The sequence below is a fragment of the Haloarcula salinisoli genome, from assembly GCF_019599405.1.
In the GTDB taxonomy this organism is placed as follows: Archaea; Halobacteriota; Halobacteria; order Halobacteriales; family Haloarculaceae; genus Haloarcula; species Haloarcula salinisoli.
This window is the reverse complement of sequence record NZ_RKLQ01000001.1, coordinates 369,804-386,908: the sequence shown is the minus strand read 5'-3', so window position 1 is coordinate 386,908 and position 17,105 is coordinate 369,804. Positions and strand designations below refer to the sequence as shown.

Annotated in this window: 15 protein-coding genes and 1 tRNA gene; 5 read left to right on the top strand and 11 right to left on the bottom strand. The window is 63.9% G+C overall.

Annotated features, from left to right (window positions below; genetic code table 11):
• Positions 1–340 precede the first annotated feature (340 nt).
• Entirely contained in the window at positions 341–1,069 is a 729-nt protein-coding gene (locus EGD98_RS01985) for a GNAT family N-acetyltransferase (RefSeq protein ID WP_220586672.1), read from the top strand.
• An 86-nt stretch (positions 1,070–1,155) separates the two neighbouring features.
• Here the strand turns inward: EGD98_RS01985 and EGD98_RS01980 are convergent.
• The 3 genes from EGD98_RS01980 to EGD98_RS01970 all read right to left on the bottom strand — a co-directional run bounded on the left by EGD98_RS01980 (position 1,156) and on the right by EGD98_RS01970 (position 2,255).
• Positions 1,156–1,228: transfer RNA gene (locus tag EGD98_RS01980), tRNA-Gln, on the bottom strand.
• A gap of 113 nt (positions 1,229–1,341) precedes the next feature.
• Positions 1,342–1,776, bottom strand: a complete 435-nt coding sequence (locus tag EGD98_RS01975; RefSeq protein ID WP_220586671.1) for a metal-dependent transcriptional regulator — start codon at positions 1,774–1,776, stop codon at positions 1,342–1,344.
• Positions 1,773–2,255 (bottom strand): ferritin-like domain-containing protein, encoded by a 483-nt coding sequence (locus EGD98_RS01970; RefSeq protein ID WP_220586670.1) that lies wholly within the window; start codon positions 2,253–2,255, stop codon positions 1,773–1,775. The genes EGD98_RS01975 and EGD98_RS01970 overlap by 4 nt, the downstream gene beginning before the upstream one ends.
• 216 nt (positions 2,256–2,471) lie before the next feature.
• On the opposite strand from EGD98_RS01970, the gene EGD98_RS01965 reads away from it, so the two are divergent.
• A complete protein-coding gene (locus tag EGD98_RS01965; RefSeq protein ID WP_220586669.1) occupies positions 2,472–2,858 on the top strand; it encodes a hypothetical protein in 387 nt (128 codons plus the stop codon).
• A 30-nt stretch (positions 2,859–2,888) separates the two neighbouring features.
• Here EGD98_RS01965 and EGD98_RS01960 read toward each other — a convergent pair whose 3' ends face one another.
• The 7 genes from EGD98_RS01960 to EGD98_RS01930 form a co-directional block, all read right to left on the bottom strand.
• Positions 2,889–3,779 (bottom strand): hypothetical protein, encoded by an 891-nt coding sequence (locus EGD98_RS01960; protein WP_220586668.1) that lies wholly within the window; start codon positions 3,777–3,779, stop codon positions 2,889–2,891.
• Positions 3,776–4,228, bottom strand: a complete 453-nt coding sequence (locus tag EGD98_RS01955; RefSeq protein ID WP_220586667.1) for an ArsR/SmtB family transcription factor — start codon at positions 4,226–4,228, stop codon at positions 3,776–3,778. Before EGD98_RS01955 ends, EGD98_RS01960 begins: the two co-directional genes overlap by 4 nt.
• A 72-nt stretch (positions 4,229–4,300) precedes the next feature.
• Complete coding sequence (locus tag EGD98_RS01950) at positions 4,301–5,131, bottom strand: DUF7847 domain-containing protein (RefSeq protein ID WP_220586666.1); 831 nt, start codon at positions 5,129–5,131, stop codon at positions 4,301–4,303.
• A gap of 353 nt (positions 5,132–5,484) precedes the next feature.
• Complete coding sequence (sufD, locus tag EGD98_RS01945; RefSeq protein ID WP_220586665.1) at positions 5,485–6,696, bottom strand: Fe-S cluster assembly protein SufD; 1,212 nt, start codon at positions 6,694–6,696, stop codon at positions 5,485–5,487.
• Between the two features lie 2 nt (positions 6,697–6,698).
• The gene (gene sufB / locus EGD98_RS01940) at positions 6,699–8,129 is read right to left on the bottom strand and encodes a Fe-S cluster assembly protein SufB (protein WP_220586664.1); all 1,431 of its coding nucleotides are present in this window, start codon (positions 8,127–8,129) and stop codon (positions 6,699–6,701) included.
• Positions 8,130–8,164: 35 nt separating this feature from the next.
• A complete protein-coding gene (locus tag EGD98_RS01935) occupies positions 8,165–9,097 on the bottom strand; it encodes an ABC transporter ATP-binding protein (RefSeq protein ID WP_220586663.1) in 933 nt (310 codons plus the stop codon).
• 123 nt (positions 9,098–9,220) lie between these two features.
• Positions 9,221–13,249 carry a DNA polymerase domain-containing protein gene (locus EGD98_RS01930; RefSeq protein ID WP_220586662.1) on the bottom strand — a complete coding sequence of 1,343 codons (4,029 nt, stop codon included), beginning with the start codon at positions 13,247–13,249 and terminating at the stop codon, positions 9,221–9,223.
• Positions 13,250–13,370: 121 nt separating this feature from the next.
• Between EGD98_RS01930 and EGD98_RS01925 the strand changes: the two genes are divergently transcribed.
• From EGD98_RS01925 to EGD98_RS01915, 3 genes are read left to right on the top strand one after another with little or no spacing between them, the layout of a single operon-like run.
• The gene (locus EGD98_RS01925) at positions 13,371–13,562 is read left to right on the top strand and encodes a DUF7331 family protein (RefSeq protein WP_220586661.1); all 192 of its coding nucleotides are present in this window, start codon (positions 13,371–13,373) and stop codon (positions 13,560–13,562) included.
• A gap of 32 nt (positions 13,563–13,594) precedes the next feature.
• Entirely contained in the window at positions 13,595–13,978 is a 384-nt protein-coding gene (locus EGD98_RS01920; protein WP_220586660.1) for a DUF7322 domain-containing protein, read from the top strand.
• A 24-nt stretch (positions 13,979–14,002) separates the two neighbouring features.
• Positions 14,003–14,425: a DUF7346 family protein gene (locus EGD98_RS01915; protein ID WP_220586659.1), complete on the top strand. Its 423-nt coding sequence runs from the start codon at positions 14,003–14,005 to the stop codon at positions 14,423–14,425.
• Here EGD98_RS01915 and rad50 read toward each other — a convergent pair.
• Positions 14,422–17,103 carry a DNA double-strand break repair ATPase Rad50 gene (gene rad50, locus EGD98_RS01910; protein ID WP_220586658.1) on the bottom strand — a complete coding sequence of 894 codons (2,682 nt, stop codon included), beginning with the start codon at positions 17,101–17,103 and terminating at the stop codon, positions 14,422–14,424. The two genes, EGD98_RS01915 and rad50, sit on opposite strands and share 4 nt — an antisense overlap.
• Positions 17,104–17,105 lie beyond the last annotated feature (2 nt).

The window sequence follows — 17,105 nt, the reverse complement described above, 5'->3', positions numbered from 1 at the left end:
GAAAACAGCGAAGCCGAGAGTGGCTGCATGGTTGAGCGAGCGCCCATCGCGAGCGGGGACCAGAGTCCGGTCCGGCGTCGCGTGGGACGCTGAGTGGCCATCTCGGCGGGCAGCCGGTAGGCATCGGCCGGCAAGACACGTCTCTCTGTTTCAGACAGTTATCCTCTCCATCTATGCTCGATAATCAACCTCCATGGATGATTGTAGCTCATGCGTCCAAGAGCATAAGCTTTTCTTTGAAATAAGCTCTACAGATGTGAGGAGTTCTGGATAGTGACCGCCCCGACAAACCTCTCAGTGGGACTGTACGTTTATGCCCGTCCGGGGTGAGGATAGACGTATGGAATTCCGACGCGCCAGGCCGGCCGACAGTCCCGCCATTCGTGACGTCGCGCGGCGGTCGCTGGGAGCATCGTACTCGCTGGGACCACACGCGATATCGAACGCCATCGAGGAGTGGTACAACGAAGACGAGCTGGCGACAAAGCTGGACGACCCCGACCACGTGATACTGGTCGCGGACGACGCGGGCCAGGTCGTCGGCTTCTCCGAGAGCGTCGTCGCCGCGGCCAACACCGCCACGCTGCTGTGGCTCCACGTCGACCCCGCCCACCGCGGCGAGGGTATCGCCAGCGACCTGTTCGCGGCCACCCGCGAGGAACTGGGGCGACTCGACGTGATGAACCTCCGTGGCCGGGTGCTGGCCGAGAACACCGAAGGCAACGAGTTCTACGACCACCGGGAGTTCCGCCAGGTCGGCACCGACACCGTAGAGATAGACGGGGAGAGCTACGTCGAGAACATCTACGCCGAGTCCGAACAGTGGGGCCGCGAAGCCGTCGAAACCCCCGACAGCCGCACCGTCTACGTCGACCACGACAACCACGAACGCGGCTCGAAAGCACCCTTCCACGTCGTCTTCAGCGAACGCGAGGCCGACGACAGGTACGGCTACTTCTGTAGCAACTGCAACACCCTCGCGCTCGTCATGGACTCGATGGGCCGCATCGAGTGTGATAGCTGTGGGAACGTCCGGAAGCCGGTTCGGTGGGACGCTGCGTATTTATAGATTTTATTATAACTATTTCTGGGAACCGGAAATTTTCAGCTTTCCAGACTCTCCTGCCCTGTTTAGTTATGACAGATATTTGATAATAGTCCCGGGCGGATTCGAACCGCCGTCATGGGCTCCAAAGGCCCATATGATTGGCCACTACACCACGGGACTTCACTTCGTTCGACCAGTGAGCATCGCAATCTCGTCGAGATTGCTCACCACCACGGGACTCCGATTTGCTGCAAATCAACAGACCGCCGGAACGCACTTGAACGCTTCGAGAGTTAGTCGCTGCTCACTTCCGCCTCTACGTCGATGAGTCCGCAGACGTCGTCCTCGGCGTTGAAGCAGTCGGGACACTGCGGTTCGCGGTCGATGATGGTATCGAGGCGTTCGGCGACGGTCTCGTCGATGACGCCCTCCAGGGTCTTGGCCTCTGTCCGAAAGTCCTCGACCTCCAGGACTTCGATGAGAAAGCGCTCGATGATACAGTAGTTCTGTAAGGCGTCGCGGGCCTGCTGGATGCCCTCGTCGGTGAGGTCGACGCCCTTGTACTTCTCGTGGTCGAGCAGCCCCCGGTCCTCGAGTTTGCCGATCATCTCGTTGGCGCTGGCGGGGCTGACATCGAGCAAGTCAGCCACGTTGCCGGTCGATGCGGGGCCGTCGGCCTGCTGCTGGGTGAGATAAATCGCTTTCAGATACTGAGCCTGCGTGTTCATAATCGTGCCTCCATGAGTTCGGTCACGTCCTCGACGCCCTCGGCCTCCTCCTCGCGGATTAGTCGCAGCGTCTCCAGCAGTCGGGTGCGGTCTACGCTGAACGACGTCTCGGACGCCTCGATAGATTCGATGAGGTCGTCGTAGAACTTGTAGGCCGTCTCCTCGTTACAGAGCTGGTCGTACAGCACGCCGTCGAAGTCCTCGTCGGCCTCGTACTGGGCCTCGACGAGCGTCTGAATCTCCTCGAAGGGAACGGTGTCGGCCTCGAGGGCGGCGAGGAGTTCCTCTAGCTGACGGCGGTGCTGTGCCGACTCCGCAGACGCGTCTTCCAGCAGCCTGGCGAGGTCGGCGTCGGCAGTGTCGTCGGTCTCTGCCGCGTGTTTGCCGGCCCGGGCCTCGACGACCTCTTCGAGGACGATGCCAATCTGCAGGAGGCGGGCCAGCTGGTGGTCCGACGCGATAGGCTGGGTCAGGCTCACGTCGACACCTCCCGGCGGGACGATACAGTCATAGGCAACTGTCGGGGAGGGCGGAACTTAAGCGGTTCCCTGTTCCGTCCGAGGGTGGAGTAACGGCTGGTCCCCGGCCAGCGCCCGCACTTTGGCCACCACCCGCACAGCACGTCGGTTGCTCACCGGACAGTCGACCGGGACATCGAGTGAAATCTTAATTCAAGGGCTTTCTTCTGTGGTCATATGGTCCCCGAAACCGCGACAGAACGCGCCGCGGGACGGTCCCCGCGGTCGCTATCACCGCTGTTCTGGGTCGGAATCGCCCTCGCGATGGTCAGTGGCGGTATCCACCTCTGGCTGGGTGCGGTAGACGCCAAGCCACCACTGCTAGCCGCCGGAGTCGGCTTTCTCGTCGGTATCGTCGCGGTGGTGCTGAACGTCCGCCGGCAGATGGTGGTGCAGCTCGGCATCCCCTTTACTGCCGTCCAGATACTGCTATACGGCATCGGCCACGGTTTTCTCACCCCAGCAGCCCTGGAGTACACGTCTGTACAGCTCGCTGACAAGGGCACCCAGATAGCGCTCGTCGCTGTTCTCGTCGTCATCGTCCGCCGTGACGGGGCCGAGTAGCAGCGGTTTCACTACCAAGCCCGGTTCCGGTCACGCGTCGAGGACGCCCTGCACGTACAGATGCGCGGAGACGGCGTACCACAGCACCGCGGTGAGTTCGCCGAGGGCGCCGACCAGGGGGCCAAGCGACGACAGCAGCGTACCCAGCGGACCCGAGACCGACGGCGTGAGAGCGGCGACGTAGCTCGCTCCGAGCGAGAGGATCACGACAGCGGTGAGTCGGAGGACCTTACCGCGGTAGGTGGTCGTCAGCCCCCAGCTCACGCGGATGGCGTCGACGGGGCCGTACCGCCCGATGATACACGCTTCCAGCGCGAACCAGCACTTGAACAGAACGTAAAACACCGGCACCAGCAGCAGGCCGACACTCACCGCGACGGCCGCGAGGAAGCCGGGCTGGTGCAGGGGACCGCCCGGCGGCAGCATCCCACCGACCACCAGCGCTCCGAACAGGGCGAAAGTGAGTGCCGTCGAAGCTGCCGCGATGACGAATACGAGGGCGAGAACCACGACGGCCAGCAGGAGCGTCCGGACGATAGCCCGGCGACACCACGGCCACGGGGCGAGGCTGCTCCCGGTGAGTTCCCGGGCTGTGAGTGTCGCCACGTACGCTCTGAGCCCCAGGACGAAGCCAGCCGCCATCAGGATATCGAGCAGACGCACGACCGGAGAGGGGAGGTATCGAGCGCCGAGGGCGTCCACGCCCACACCCGCCGTGACGAGGCAGACGCCGAAGAGGAGAATCGACGGATACGCGCGACAGAGCCCCAGGCTCCACTGGACGGTGTCGAGCACGCTCCGGCGTGTCGTCGCCGCGTCCACGTTCCGGCAGTCGAGACAGCTACAGCCGTCGGTCTCCGCCCTTCGCCGAATCGGGAGTCCGTCGGCGGTGTCGGTCCCCGCCGCGCGCTCGCCGGTCATTCGTCACCGAATACCCACGATGCCGCCTCCCCGAGTGTCACCAGCAGCGGGGAGACGCCGACGAACGACGCGAACGAATCGAACGCGCGCTTCATCGCCGGCGTGTCGTCGCTGGTGCCGAGAAAGAGGAGCGTCGGGTCCTCGGCGACGACGAATACGTCCATCTCGCGGCCCTTCTCGGAGTAGCAAGTGTCGACGACTTCGATGAGCCCGGCGGCAGCCAGGTTGTCGAGATGGTAGTGGACGTTCTGGACCGACATGTCCTGTCGCTGGGCGATGGTCGCCGGTGTGGCCGGCTCCTCGTTCAACAGCCGAAAGATCGCCTGGGCCGTCTCCGAGCCCAGTGCCGAGAAAACCTCGCTGGTCTCCTCGTCGTCGATACACAGCACCGACGGCTCCTCGCTCCGTTCGACCGATGCGTCCGTCTCCGTTGGCAGGAGTCGTCCCATGTGTGGTAAGGTCCCTCGATGTCCGTCGTGGGGCGGCCAGTGTGACTGTTGTGTCTGCCCACCGACAAAACGTTACTGCGTGCCGACAACGGAGCCGGAGTCGGCTGGCTCCGTGTCGCGGTGTCGCGTCGGCACCGCCCCGGTGAGCCGGAGGAAATAGGCCACGTAGACGATGTAGCAGTACGTGAGTCCCACCACCGAGACGACGCCAACGACTGCGACGGCCACCGGGAGCGCTTCACCGGGGACACCGACAGCCTGGAGCGTCTCGGCACCGCCTGACTCCAGCAGCGGCCGCGGCGTGGGAACGGCGTCGACGGCAATCGCCCACAGCAGTGTGAAGCCGACAGCGCTGGCGAGCTTCCGGCGGACGAGCCCGACGCTCCGGCGGAAGCTGTCTGCCACGCTGCGGTCCTCGACGACGATGGCAGGTGCGAAAAACTGGAGAAAGAGAAACCCAGCGGCGAGTGCGGCGACCGAGCCTACGATGGCCACCACTGCTCCGAGGCTCGCACCCATCGCTGCGAAATCGGCGCCGCCGGCGAGAGCGACCAGGACGATCGGCGCGAAACTGAGCGTCATGACGACGGTCAGCACCGCCCCGAGACCGAAAACGAACAGCACGAGGCCACCGACGAGCCGAAGGTAGTTCGTCCCACCTGCATGGACGAACGAGCGCAGCGAGGGGTCGCCGTCCCGGAGCGCCGTAGTCGCCATCGCGAGGAAACCACCGAGGACGAACGGAAGCGCGAGCACCGTCGCCAGTTCCGCGACCGGCTCGGCGGTCCCCAGGTCGAGCGCGCCGACGAGCGGGAGCGCCACCAGCAGTCCGCCGGCGAGCAACAGGCTCGGGGTCGTTCGGAGGGCAGTCCAACCGTCGCGGAATGATTCGAAGACGGCCATACGACAGGCTTCGAGTGACTCCCTATTGAGGCGGCCGGAGAATCAAAACGCGTTTTGATACTTCGAAGAAGTCGGCGACGCATTTCGACGAGCCTGCGCTCGTGAGGCTACCGGCTCACTCGCGGGTCGCTTCGCTCCCCGCTCGATAATCGAGGTCGCTGCGCGACCTCGCTACTCGCACAGACGCCGTCGGAGACAAGCTCCGACGAGCCTGCGAGAGTAATCGGACGATTACTCTCGCAGACGCCGAAAGAACGAGTTCTTTCGAGCCTTCGTTCGTAACCCTACGGGTTACTCACGAAGACGCCGCGGGAGCAAAGCTCCCGCGAGCCTCCCCTCGTGACACTAACGCGTCACTCGCGGAGACGCTCGTAAATCAGCTGGTCGAGGTCCTCGCGGAGTTCGTCGACCGCGACCTCTTCCAGCACAGGGACGAAGAAGCCCTCGACGAGCATGTTCTTCGCCTTCTCGGGGTGGACACCGCGGGAGGTCATGTAGAACATGTCCTCGGCGTCGACCTGGCCCACCGTCGCGGAGTGGGAGGCCTCGGTGTCGTGGTTGTTGATGATGAGCTTCGGGGACGCGTCGGCCTCGGAGTCGTCGCTAAGCATGAGGGTGTTCTCACGCTGGTAGGAGCTGGTGTCCCACGCCTCGGTGCCGACGTCCTGGACGCCCTCGTACACCGAGCGGGCCTCGTCGTCGAGGACGCCGCGGGTCACGAGGTCGGCGACGGTGTGTTCGGCCTCGTGCCAGACACGCGCCGCGATGTCGACGTGCTGGTCGTCGTGGCCGAAGAACGCGCCGACGATCTGGGACTCCGAGGAGTCACCGAGCAGGCGCGTCTCCACACTGGACTTGGTCAGGCGGGAGCCGATGTTGCCCTCGATCCAGTCGATAGAGGCGTAGGTGTCGGCGTGGCCGCGCTTGACCTGGTAGTTGTAGCTCTCCTCCGAGAGGTTCTGGAGCGTGCCGTACTGGACGTAGGCGTTCTCGCCTGCGACGGCTTCGACGACGCCCGAGTAGTACTGGTCGCCCTCGGTGTCTTCGCCGGTGGTCTGGCGCTCCAGGATGGTGACGGAAGCGGACTCCTCGGCGATGACGAGCGTGTAGTTGAACAGCGACCGGCTGTTCATCGTCGTCCGGATCTTCACGTCCTCGGCGTCGACGCCCTCGGGGACGTAGACGACCGTCCCGGCGGAGAACAGCGCCGTCGACAGCGCAGTCAGGTAGTCCCGCTCGGTGTCCACGACGCTCCCGAAGTGGTCCTCGATGAGCTCGCCGTGCTCGTCGAGCGCGTCGCTCCAGGAGAGGACGTCGACGCCCTCGGCGTCGATGCGGTCCTTGTCCTGGGCGTAGTCGAGCGGGTCGACGAGCGTCTCGTAGTCGAGCGCGTCGAGGTTGGTCCACTTCCGGCCCGGCGTCTGGATGACGTCGGGCATCTCGAGGTCGTCCAGGGCCGCGAGCGCGTCCTTGCGCGTCTCCAGCAGCCACTCGGGCTCCCCGAGGTCTTCGGATATCTGTTCGACTGCGTCTTCGCTGAGTGTAGCGTGTACCTGCGTGCTCATGATTATCCGAGCGACCCCTCCATCTCCAGCTCGATGAGACGGTTCAGTTCGACGGCGTACTCGATCGGCAGCTCCTCCGTAATCGGCTCGATGAAGCCGGCGACGATCATCTGCTTTGCGTCGTCGTCGTCCAGCCCGCGGGACTGGAGGTAGAAGACGTCCTCGTCGCCGATCTTGCCGACGGTCGCCTCGTGGGCGACGTCGACTTTCGACTCCTGAATCTCCATGTACGGCATCGTGTCCGACGTGGAGTCGTTGTCGAACATCAGGGCGTCACACTCGACGGACGTCGAGGAGTCCTCGGCGCCGTCGGCGATGTGGACCAGGCCGCGGTAGTTCGTGCGGCCGCCGTCTTTCGCGATGGACTTCGATTCGATGGTGGACTTCGTGTCGGGTGCGTTGTGGTAGACCTTCGCACCGGTGTCGATGTCCTGGCCCTCGCCGGCCATGGCGATGGTGATGTGGTTGTCCGTCGCGCCGGGGCCCTTGAGGACGGTGGAGGGGTACAGCATCGTGGCTTTCGAGCCCATGCTGCCCGAGACCCACTCCATGGTCCCCTCTTTCTCACAGATTGCGCGCTTGGTGTTGAGGTTGTACGTGTTCTTCGACCAGTTCTGCACGGTCGAGTACTGGACGTGGGCGTTCTCGCCGACGAAGACTTCGACCCCACCGCTGTGGAGGTTGAAGGCGGAGTATTTCGGCGCGGAACAGCCCTCGATGTAGTGGACCTCGGAGTTCTCCTCGGCGATGATGAGCGTGTGCTCGAACTGGCCCATCCCCTCGGAGTTCATGCGGAAGTACGCCTGCACGGGCATGTTGACCGTGGTGTCCTCCGGGATGTAGACGAAGGAGCCACCGGACCAGACGGCCCCGTGGAGGGCGGCGAACTTGTTGTCGCTCGGGGGGACACACTTCGTCATGAAGTGTTCCTTGACGAGTTCTTCGTGCTCCTGGACGGCCTTGTCCATGTCACAGAAGATGACGCCTTTCTCCTCCCAGCGCTCCTGCATGTTCTGGTAGACGATCTCCGATTCGTACTGGGCGCCCACGCCCGAGAGGGCGTTCTTCTCGGCTTCCGGGATGCCCAGCTTGTCGAAGGTGTCCTGAATCTCTTCGGGGAGGTCTTCCCAGTTTTCGGCGCCGCCACGCGTCTCGATGTCGGGGCGGATGTAGGGGACGATGTCGGCGATGTCGACTTCCGAGAGGTCCGGCGCTCCGGGCCAGCCAGTCGGCATCGGCATCTCCTGGAACTGCTTGAGCGCGCGCAGGCGGCGCTCGAGCATCCATTCGGGCTCGTCTTTGTCTTCCGAGATGACTCGCACAGTCTCCTCGGTGAGGCCCTTCTCGGTCTCGAAGGCGGAGTTCTCCTCCTTCTTGAACTCGAAGCGGGCTTCGGTGTCGGTCTCTTTGAGGTGGTCTTGGTCTGAGCTCATGATATGTATGGGTTAGTGGTGTGGACGTATGGGTGTTATGCGGCCTCGTAGGCTTCCTCGCGGACCCAGTCGTACCCCTCGTCTTCGAGCTTCTCGGCGAGTTCCGGACCGCCGCTCTGGGCGATCTGGCCGTCGAGCATCACGTGGACGTGGTCGGGTTCGACGTAGTCGAGGATGCGCTGGTAGTGGGTGATCTGGAGGATGCCGGCACCCTGCTCGTCGCGCAGCGCGTTGATGCCGTTCGAGACGTCCTGCAGGCGGTCGATGTCCAGCCCGGAGTCGATCTCGTCGAGCACGGCGACGGAGGGCTCGAGGATGGCGGCCTGGAGGACCTCGTTCTGTTTCTTCTCGCCGCCGGAGAAGCCGGCGTTGAGATATCGGGAGGCGAACTTCTCGTCCATGTCCAGCTGCTCCATCTTCTCCTGGAGTATCTCCTGGAACTCGGCGACACCGACTTCGCCCTCGTCGGCGGGGCCCTCCATCGGGGAGGTGTCGTAGCCGGCGGCGTCTTCTTTGGTGTCCTCGCTCTCGGCTTCGGCTTCTTCCTCTTCGTCGTCCTCGAACAGCTCCTCGCGCTCTTCGAGCTTGGCGTTGAGCGCCGTCCGGAGGAAGTTGACCATGGTCACGCCTTCGATTTCGGCGGGGTACTGGAACCCGAGGAACACGCCAAGGGCGGCGCGCTCGTTGGGTTCGAGGTCAAGCAGGTCCCACGTCCGCAGGTCCTCGGGAATCTCGAAGTCCTCGCCGAACTCGTCGTCTTCGAGGTGGATGAGGACCTCACCGTCGGTGACCTCGTAGGCCGGGTGGCCCGCGATGACCTTCGCCGTCGTGGACTTGCCCGAGCCGTTCGGGCCCATCAGGGCGTGGATTTCGCCGGACTCCACTTCGAGATTGACACCGCGAAGGATTGTCTCACCGCCTTCCTCTGCAACTTCCGCGTGTAGATTGTTGATTTCGAGTACTGCCATAGTAGTCTTAGGTCAACCGAAACAAGGTTGTTTTGCCCCATCAAGCTTTCGCATTGCTGCGAACTCGATTTCGGGATTCGGAAACAATATTTCTCTGGCGAAAAACCGGCCGCGGAACGGGGGTTACATGAAACTGCCGAGCCCGGTCTGTTCCTGGCCGGATTTGACCTCGTCCCAGGAGATGTCCAGCGCCTCCAGAATCCGCGCGATGGGTCCTTTGAGCGTCTTGTCGAGCATCTTGTCCCAGTCGACCTCGAACTCCTCGGGAATCTGGTCGGCGTACTCGAAGCAGATGACGTCGGGGTCCCGCCTGAACTCGCCGTACAGCGGGTCGGTCGAGGCGTCAAGGCCCTCCTCGGCCTCGACCCGGTCCCAGAAGTCGGCGTGGACGCGGTCGAGATAGAGCCGCTTGGGTTTCGACCCGCTCTTGAAGTTCGTTCCCAGCAGCAGGTTCGCGTACTTCGCGCCCCGGACCTGTGCCGTATCGGTGTCGTAGTTGTCCAGCTTCTTGCCGATACCGCCCGGGATACCCACGTCGTCGTAGTCGACGTTGCCCGCCTGGTAGTCCTCGATGACATCGCCGACGTAGCTCTTGATGCTGTCGGCGTCCTCCCCGTGGACGATGCGGTCGATGACTTCCTTCTGGACCCGCTTCGTGATGGGCGCGATATCCGAGCGCTGGTACTCGAAGCCGGTGATGTCGATACTGTCGACGTGTTTGCCCTCCTTCCAGACGATGTGGCCCGCGTAGCGTTTCTTCTTGCCCGCCTGGAAGAACCGCCGGTAGAGCTTCTCGAACTCGATTTCGAAACGGTGGAACTGCGCGTTCAACTCTTCGAGCGCGAACTCGTCGTAGGAGTCGTTGATGGTGTCTTCGAGTTCGAACCCCTTCTGGATGGTCGCCGCGACGAGTTCGAGTTCGTCGTCCCCCATCTCGGGATGTTTCTCGCGCATCTCGTCGGTGACTTCGGCCTCGCCCTCGAGGTCGTCGGGGCCGACGTCGCCGAGCTGGAGCATGACGGAGTCTGTATCTCCGTACACGACCTCGTACCCTTCGTTTTCGACGACTTCGTCGGTGTAGTCGATGACCTCTCGGCCGGTGGCCGTGACCGCCGCGCCCATCTCCTTGTCGTAGAGACGGAACCGGTCCCACCCAAGAACGCCGTAGAGTGACTGACCGACGAACTGGAATTTGCCGTTCCGTCCGGCCATGAGCGTGTGATTGTCCTCGACGGTGACACAGTAGACGCCGTCCTCGGCGGAACTGGTTGACCCGCTGCGATGCATCCGAAGCGTGTTCTTGCTATCCTCGGTGACGTAGATACGCCATGCACCACTGTCCTGCTTGTAGTTCGCCGTCAGCCCAAGGTGCGTACACAGTCGAAGCACATCGTCACGCAATCGGTCGCTTGCGGTGGAGTACCGCCACGACCCCTTCTGACGGTCGCCGTCACCGTCGACGAGCGTGTCGAGGAACCGTCGTTTCTGCCGCTCGCTTGCCTCGAAGACGAACTGTGGAATCCGCTTGCTGAAACTACCGGCACCGGCCAAGCTCTCCAGCAGGTCACCGAGCAGTTTCGATGTGAACTGGTAGCTTCGGTCGTCGACGTAGTAGTCGAAGCCCATCCGGTCGAGGAGCTCGCCGATACCCTCGTGGTGGCCCACACCACCATCTGCAACGGCATCCTGTGCAATCTGTATCATCGTCGCCGACCCGCGAGTCTTCTCGCCGAACTGCTTGGTCTCGGATGTGTAGACGTTGCCCTCGGTGACGTACCACGCCAACAGGTCGAGGAAGTCGTCGCCGTCGTACGTTCGCGGAATCCACTTCCGGCCGGACTCGGCGTGGACGAACGTCGTTTCCGCGACTTCCTCAATGTACTCCCGGTGCTCTTCGAACTCCTCGGGACCGAACACGTACCCCTCCTGTCCGATGTCGTTTTTCAAGACTTTGTCGGGGTAGTAGCCGAGTTCGGCGGCGAACGTGTGGCCGTGGACCGACGGCCTGACCCAGACCTCGTACTCGTCGACGTGCTCGGTCAGGTCGACCGTCTCGACTGGGTCGCCATCGGGGCCCTCCCAGTCGTGAGGCAGTTCGTAGTTCGTCGCATCGTCGAGATCGCCGGCTTCGACAAAGGAATACTCGTCTTCGGTGATGCCGTTCGTCTCGTTCTTCCGGACGAGCATCCGGTGGTTCGGCGTCACCCGGAAGTCCATCTTGCTCGTCTCGATGTCGACGAGCTCACCTCGATACTCGGGGTACGCCTGTGTCTCGACGACCGGCTTGACTTCCATCGTCTCCGTCTCCGGGTCGAGCGAATACACCTCGTCACCGACCTCAAGGTCACGGATGTTCCGCACGCCGCCGGGCGTCAACACGTCGGTGTCAGGCGTGAAGCAGTTCATTATCACCTTCACCGCCGCTTGCTGGCGGTCGAACCGCTCGTAGTCGGGGTCGTCGGGGCTGTGGCTGTTGCGCAGTTCCTTCTTCTCCTCGCGCTCGGTCAACAGCTCGTCGACCATCTCCCTGATGACGCCGTCCGGTTCCTTCCGGAAGTGGGTCCCGTTGGGGGCGCGGAACGTCTCGCCGTCGTAGGTATCGGGGTCGACCTTCGTCTCCGGTGAGGCGTTGGTCGTCACCATGCACATCGGATAGAGCGACTTCAGGTCCAGCACGGTGACGTTCTCGCGCACACCCGTGATGGGGTCGAAGACGGCCCCGCCCTCGTAGTCCTCACTCTCCTGTTGGCCCTTGGAGGGAAGCGCGTATTCGCCGTAGAGCTTGTGCAGGACGTACATGTCGACGGCGTCGCCCGGCGTGGTCGCGTCCTCCAGTTTACAGCCCACGAAGGTGCGGACCTCGTCCCAGAAGTCGATGATGTCCTGCTCGCGGTCGAGTTCGACACACAGTTCCACGTCCCGGAGGTTGTACTCCAGCAGGCGCTCGGGCTCTTGCTCCCAGAGATCGCCGATGTCACCGGTGTAACGTTCCTTCCCGACGCCCAGTTCCTGTTCACCGACGGCGTCGAGCCGGTAGGACTCCAGTTCGGTGAACTGCGTGCGCTTGTAGGCGTACAGCAGGTCGAAGACGACGCGGCCTTTGATGTCGGGGCCCTGCCAGTCGCTGCGCCACACCTCGTCGACTCTCGATAAGCGGTCGATGTTCAGGTCGTAGTCGTGGTCGTAGCTCTGGAGTTCCTCGATGCGGTCGAGCAAGTACGGGGCGTCGAAGTCGTCGAAGTTCCAGCCCGTCAGCACGTCCGGGTCGGTCTGTTCGATGTACTCGATGAAGGCGTCGAGCATCGCCGCCTCTTCCTCGAAGATGCGGACGTCGGCCTCGAAGTCGGCGTCCTCGCGGATGGGGTCGTAGCCAGCCAGCGCCTCGGGCCCCTCGATGCCGTCGGGTGACTCGTAGAGCCAGACGACGTACTCGTCGGTGTAGGAGTCGTGCGAGGTGAGACAGACGATAGTCTGTTCGCCGTCCTCCGGGAAGCCGTGGCGGTCGTCGACCTCGATGTCGAAGGTGTTGACCCGTGGAGCGGCACTTGCGTCGACCGGTGCGATTTCCTCGTGGTGGACTTTCAGGCTGCCGTCGTCGAGCTCGCGGGCCGGCACCCTGACCCCGGAGGTGATGTCTTTGTCGATGAGTAGCCGGTTTGGGAAGAGAATGTCGGCCTCGTAGTGGTCGAAGTCGTCCCGCATCTGCCCGACATCGCGGGGGGTCTGGCCGAATATCTTGGTCAGGCGCTCGCCCCGAATCGACTCGAAGAGCTCGCCCGCCCTGTCTGTCTCTTCCCAGCCGGTAATGCTGTCGTACTGGCGGAGTCGGTCCTCGCTGACGCTGCTGGTCGGCGCGTAGAAGTACGGCTTGAACTCGTAGACACGCGCGTGGACCGCCTCGTTGTCCTCGGTCCGGCCGAAGACGTGGACGACCGGAAACTCGTCGTCGCCCCGTCCCTCGACCGTGTAGTCGACCTGCGTGACCACGAACTCGACGGTCTCCTCGACGTCGGGAAACTGGCGCTCGTCGATGTCGACGACGCTCGCGTCCCCGTCGCCGTTGCCCGCGATGGCCGCGGCCTCCGCCGCCGGCCGGTCGTCGCCCCCGTCCGATCCGAAGTCCCCGAGGGCGCTTTGACTCTCCTCACTCATTGCCCGTCCTTCGAGACGATACATAAAAACGTCGGCGGTCGGCGGTCTCCCCCGGTAGCGTACATCTTTGTCACAGGCACAAAGTATATGCTAAAGAGTGTCATACCCAGAGACGACCCCAATGTCGCACCGCGCATCTCCGGACGGCGAGTCGGATAGGGCAAACGAGCTCCGGTCGGACCCTGCGCTCCCCGAGGCAGTGCAGACGACCGAGACCTACGAGACCGAGGAGGGGACAGTGTTCTACGACGCCCAGAATCCGCTCGCGTGGGTGCAGACCGACACGACTGTCGCACTCAGTGACCAGGCCTGAGACTTTTATCTACCGCGGCCGACTGTCCGGTCGTGCTTGACGGTCCAGACGAGGACGGCGAAGGCGTCCTCTCCGAGAAGAGCCCCTACGAACCGGACGAGTTCGACCCGTCGAGCCTCGGCCCCGACGTCCCGGAGGCCCCGGACCCACCGGAGGGCGCCGCAAACACCGAGGTGACCGCACTGTTCTGGAAGCTCGTCGTCGTGTTCAATATCGCCCTACTGGCGCTCTCTGTCGGGCCAATGCTGGCCTACTTCGAGGGGCAGGTCGACCTCGGTATCCGCGTGACAGTCGTCGGCGCGATTATGGCCGCGTACGGACTGTTCCGGTACCGCCAGTTCGTGACCGAGCGCGACAGCGACGAGGAGAGCGACGCGACCGACGCCGACGGCGACCCCGCGGACCACAACGGCTAACCAGCCCCGTCGGCAACTGCGGGTATGCGCACCGTCCGCGACGAGTCGGGCACCCACTACGTCCTGCTGAAGCAGTCGGGCGAGTCGAGCCTGGTACGGGACCCGGAGACGGGGACCGAGAAACACGTCGCCAACGAGGCCATCGAACCGGTCGACGGCGAGTCCCCGCTCGTGACCGCCGCGAGCGCCGTCCCCGAGGCCGTCCGGACGGCCCTCACCGCCGCCCACGACGACCGGGCGCTGGGGCTGCTGGTCGAACTCGACCGCCGGGGCCCGCTATCGGTCCACGACCTGCTGGATAGCTACGACCTCTGTGAGAGCGACCTCCACGGCCTGCTCGGGGAGTTTCGCGCCGCGGGACTGGTGGACGAAGCGGACGTGTTCGGCCAGCGCGGCTACGATACCACAGAAACAGCGAGCGACGCCGTCGAGTTCCTCACCGATTAGTCGGCCAGCTCGGCGACCGTCTCCTCGATGCGCTCGACGCGGGAGACGTGCGAACGGTTCGTCGTCGCGGACTTCTCGACCCGGACGAGGTCGTCGGCCGCACCGACGAGCTCCTCGTCGTGGCTGACGACCAGAATCTGGGCGACGCCGACCTCGTCGCGCATGTACGCCACGAGGTCGAGCAGCTGCGTGACGTGGCCCGAGTCCAGGAACACCGTCGGCTCGTCGAGGATGAGCGGCGGCATCGGCGCGGCTCCCTCGATACCCTCCGCCAGCAGCCGGTAGATGGCACAGCGCAGACTGAGGTTGAACAGCGCCCGCTCACCGCCCGAGAGCTGTTCGGGCTCCAGCGGGTCGCCGTCCTTCTGGTACACCGTCAGCTGGTACTCCCCGTCGAGTTCGATATGCGAGTACGAGTCGTTCTGGTACACCAGCGAGAACGTCTCGTTCAACATCCGTTCGAGCGTCTCGACGTTTCGCTGGCGGAGTTCCGCTCGAAGGGTCCCGTACATCCCCTGGAGCTGTTCGCTCTCGTCGTACAGCGCGTCGAGCTTCGAGACGGTATCGGCGAGTTCCTCGCGGCGGTCGCGCAACTCCGCAAGCTCCTCGAGTTCGTTCGTTACGCCGCCGATAGCCGTCTGCAGGTCGTCGCGCTCCTCGCGCAGTTCCTCGAGTTTCCCGTCGGCTTTCTCGATGTACGCTTCGGCACGCTCTCGCTCGTTTCTGGCCTCCTCGATACGGTTCTCGTCGACCTTCTCTGCGAGTTCCTGCTTTCGCTCGCGTTTCTCGGCGAGTCGCTCGCGGCGCTGCTCGTTCATCTCGGCCTGCTGGCTTCGTTTCTCGCGTAACTGCTCGATGTCGTTCTCGCGGTCGTCGACGGCTTCGAGTAGCTCCGTCACCCGTTCCAGTCGCTGGATAGCCTGTTTCACCTGCTGGTGTTCCTGGTTGCACTCGCCGATGACCGAGCGGGCCTCGGCGGCCTCGTCCTCGGCCTCGCTGGCGGCCTCGCGTTTCTCCTCGGCCTCCGATTCGAGTTCGTCGGCCGACTCACGGAGCTCCGCGATCCGCTCCTCGTCTGCTTCGAGGCCGGATTCCTTCTCCTCGATGAGCTGGACGACGTTCGTGCGGTTCGACTCGAGCGAATCGAGCCGGTCGGCGGCCTCGGCCAGCGACTCGGCCCGTTCCAAGTCGTCTTCGAGACTCTCGACCCGCTCGCGTGCCGCCTCCAGGTCGCTCTCCAGCTCGGCGACCCCTTCGCGGTCGTCCTCGATGGATTCGACGTGGGGGGACTCGGCGACGTCCTGGCCGCACTCGGGACATTTCCCCTCCTCCAGCAGCGCCTCGGCCTCCCGGAGCGACTCGCGTTCGCTCTCGACTTTCGTCCCCAGTTCCGTCACCCGTTTTCGGGCTTCCTCGAGGTCCCCAGCGACCGAGTCGCGGTGGTCACCGGCGGACTCGCGGTCGATATCACTGTCCGCAAAGCGCGCTTCGAGCGTCTCGATCTCCGAGTCGATGTCGTCGAGCTTCTCGCGGCGCTCGGCGACCGTCTCCCGGGCAGCTTCGAGCGCCGATTCGAGATCGTCGGCCTCCTCGCGCTTGGCTTCTGCCCGCGAGTCGAGGTCCTCGGCCTCCGACTGTCGCGACTCGGCCTCGCTATTGTGTTTCTGGGCCTTGAGCTTCTGGCTCTCGATGCGCGAGCGGAGGTCATCGGCGCGTTCCTCCAGTTCGTCCAGACGGTCCTCGACACGGTCCGGGTCGGGCTCAGCGAGGTCGGTCGCCGCAATTGTCTCGTCGAGGTCCGTCTCCAGCTCCGTCCGCTCGGTCTTCAGTCCCGAGATGCGCTCCTTGAGCTGCTCGCGCTCGCGTTCTGTCTCCGTAATCTCGCCCTCCAGCTTCTCGATATCGCCGGTCAGCTCGGTGAGCTGTTCGCGGCGCTCCTCGTGCTCTTCGAGGACTGTCGTCGCCCGCTCCAGCGTCTCGGCGGCCGTCTCGCGCTGGCCCTCGATGCGGTCGATTTCGGCGGTCGTCTCCGAGAGGTCGCTCTCCAGGCTGTTCAGGCGCTCGTGGAGTCCCTTCTCCTCTTTCGCCTCGATCTGGTCGTCCAGCTGGTCGAGCTGGCTCCGTTTCTCGTCGCGGACGTTTTTCACACCGCGGCGCGCATCGCTTGCCCGCTCGCGGTACTCCTCTAGCTTGCCGAGCTGCAGGAGGTCGTCGAGCATATCCTGGCGGTCGCTCGCCGAGGCGTTGATGAGCTTGTTCACCTCGCCCTGGCGGACGTAGGCGCAGTTGACGAACGCCTCGCTGTCCATCCGCAGCAGTTCGGTGACCCGACGGCGGACTGCCCGCGCCCCCTCGAAGGTGCCGTCGGGAGATTCGAGTACGCATTTGGCAGTCGTCGGTCGCTCACCGGTGTTTCGCACGCGCCGTGTGATATGATACTCCCCACCGGCGTGGGTGAACCACAGTTCGACGGTACAGTCGTCGGCCCCGATAGTAATCACGTCGCCCAGGTTCTCGTCGAGGGCTTTCGAGCCATAGAGGGCGAAGAAGCAGGCCTCCAGCAGCGAAGACTTCCCGCTCCCGTTGAGCCCGTGGATGACGGTCACGCCGGGGTCGAGGGTAAGGTCGGCGTCGTCGTAACACTTGAACGACTCCATCGAAACGCGCTGGAACCGCATTA

What these genes read in the sequence shown, in the direction of transcription:
- EGD98_RS01985 (WP_220586672.1), top strand. Translation starts at nt 341, where the DNA reads ATGGAATTCCGACGCGCCAGGCCGGCCGACAGTCCCGCCATTCGTGAC.
- EGD98_RS01975 (WP_220586671.1), bottom strand. Translation starts at nt 1,776, where the DNA reads ATGAACACGCAGGCTCAGTATCTGAAAGCGATTTATCTCACCCAGCAG.
- EGD98_RS01965 (WP_220586669.1), top strand. Translation starts at nt 2,472, where the DNA reads ATGGTCCCCGAAACCGCGACAGAACGCGCCGCGGGACGGTCCCCGCGG.
- EGD98_RS01960 (WP_220586668.1), bottom strand. Translation starts at nt 3,779, where the DNA reads ATGACCGGCGAGCGCGCGGCGGGGACCGACACCGCCGACGGACTCCCG.
- EGD98_RS01955 (WP_220586667.1), bottom strand. Translation starts at nt 4,228, where the DNA reads ATGGGACGACTCCTGCCAACGGAGACGGACGCATCGGTCGAACGGAGC.
- EGD98_RS01950 (WP_220586666.1), bottom strand. Translation starts at nt 5,131, where the DNA reads ATGGCCGTCTTCGAATCATTCCGCGACGGTTGGACTGCCCTCCGAACG.
- sufD (WP_220586665.1), bottom strand. Translation starts at nt 6,696, where the DNA reads ATGAGCACGCAGGTACACGCTACACTCAGCGAAGACGCAGTCGAACAG.
- sufB (WP_220586664.1), bottom strand. Translation starts at nt 8,129, where the DNA reads ATGAGCTCAGACCAAGACCACCTCAAAGAGACCGACACCGAAGCCCGC.
- EGD98_RS01935 (WP_220586663.1), bottom strand. Translation starts at nt 9,097, where the DNA reads ATGGCAGTACTCGAAATCAACAATCTACACGCGGAAGTTGCAGAGGAA.
- EGD98_RS01930 (WP_220586662.1), bottom strand. Translation starts at nt 13,249, where the DNA reads ATGAGTGAGGAGAGTCAAAGCGCCCTCGGGGACTTCGGATCGGACGGG.
- EGD98_RS01925 (WP_220586661.1), top strand. Translation starts at nt 13,371, where the DNA reads ATGTCGCACCGCGCATCTCCGGACGGCGAGTCGGATAGGGCAAACGAG.
- EGD98_RS01915 (WP_220586659.1), top strand. Translation starts at nt 14,003, where the DNA reads ATGCGCACCGTCCGCGACGAGTCGGGCACCCACTACGTCCTGCTGAAG.
- rad50 (WP_220586658.1), bottom strand. Translation starts at nt 17,103, where the DNA reads ATGCGGTTCCAGCGCGTTTCGATGGAGTCGTTCAAGTGTTACGACGAC.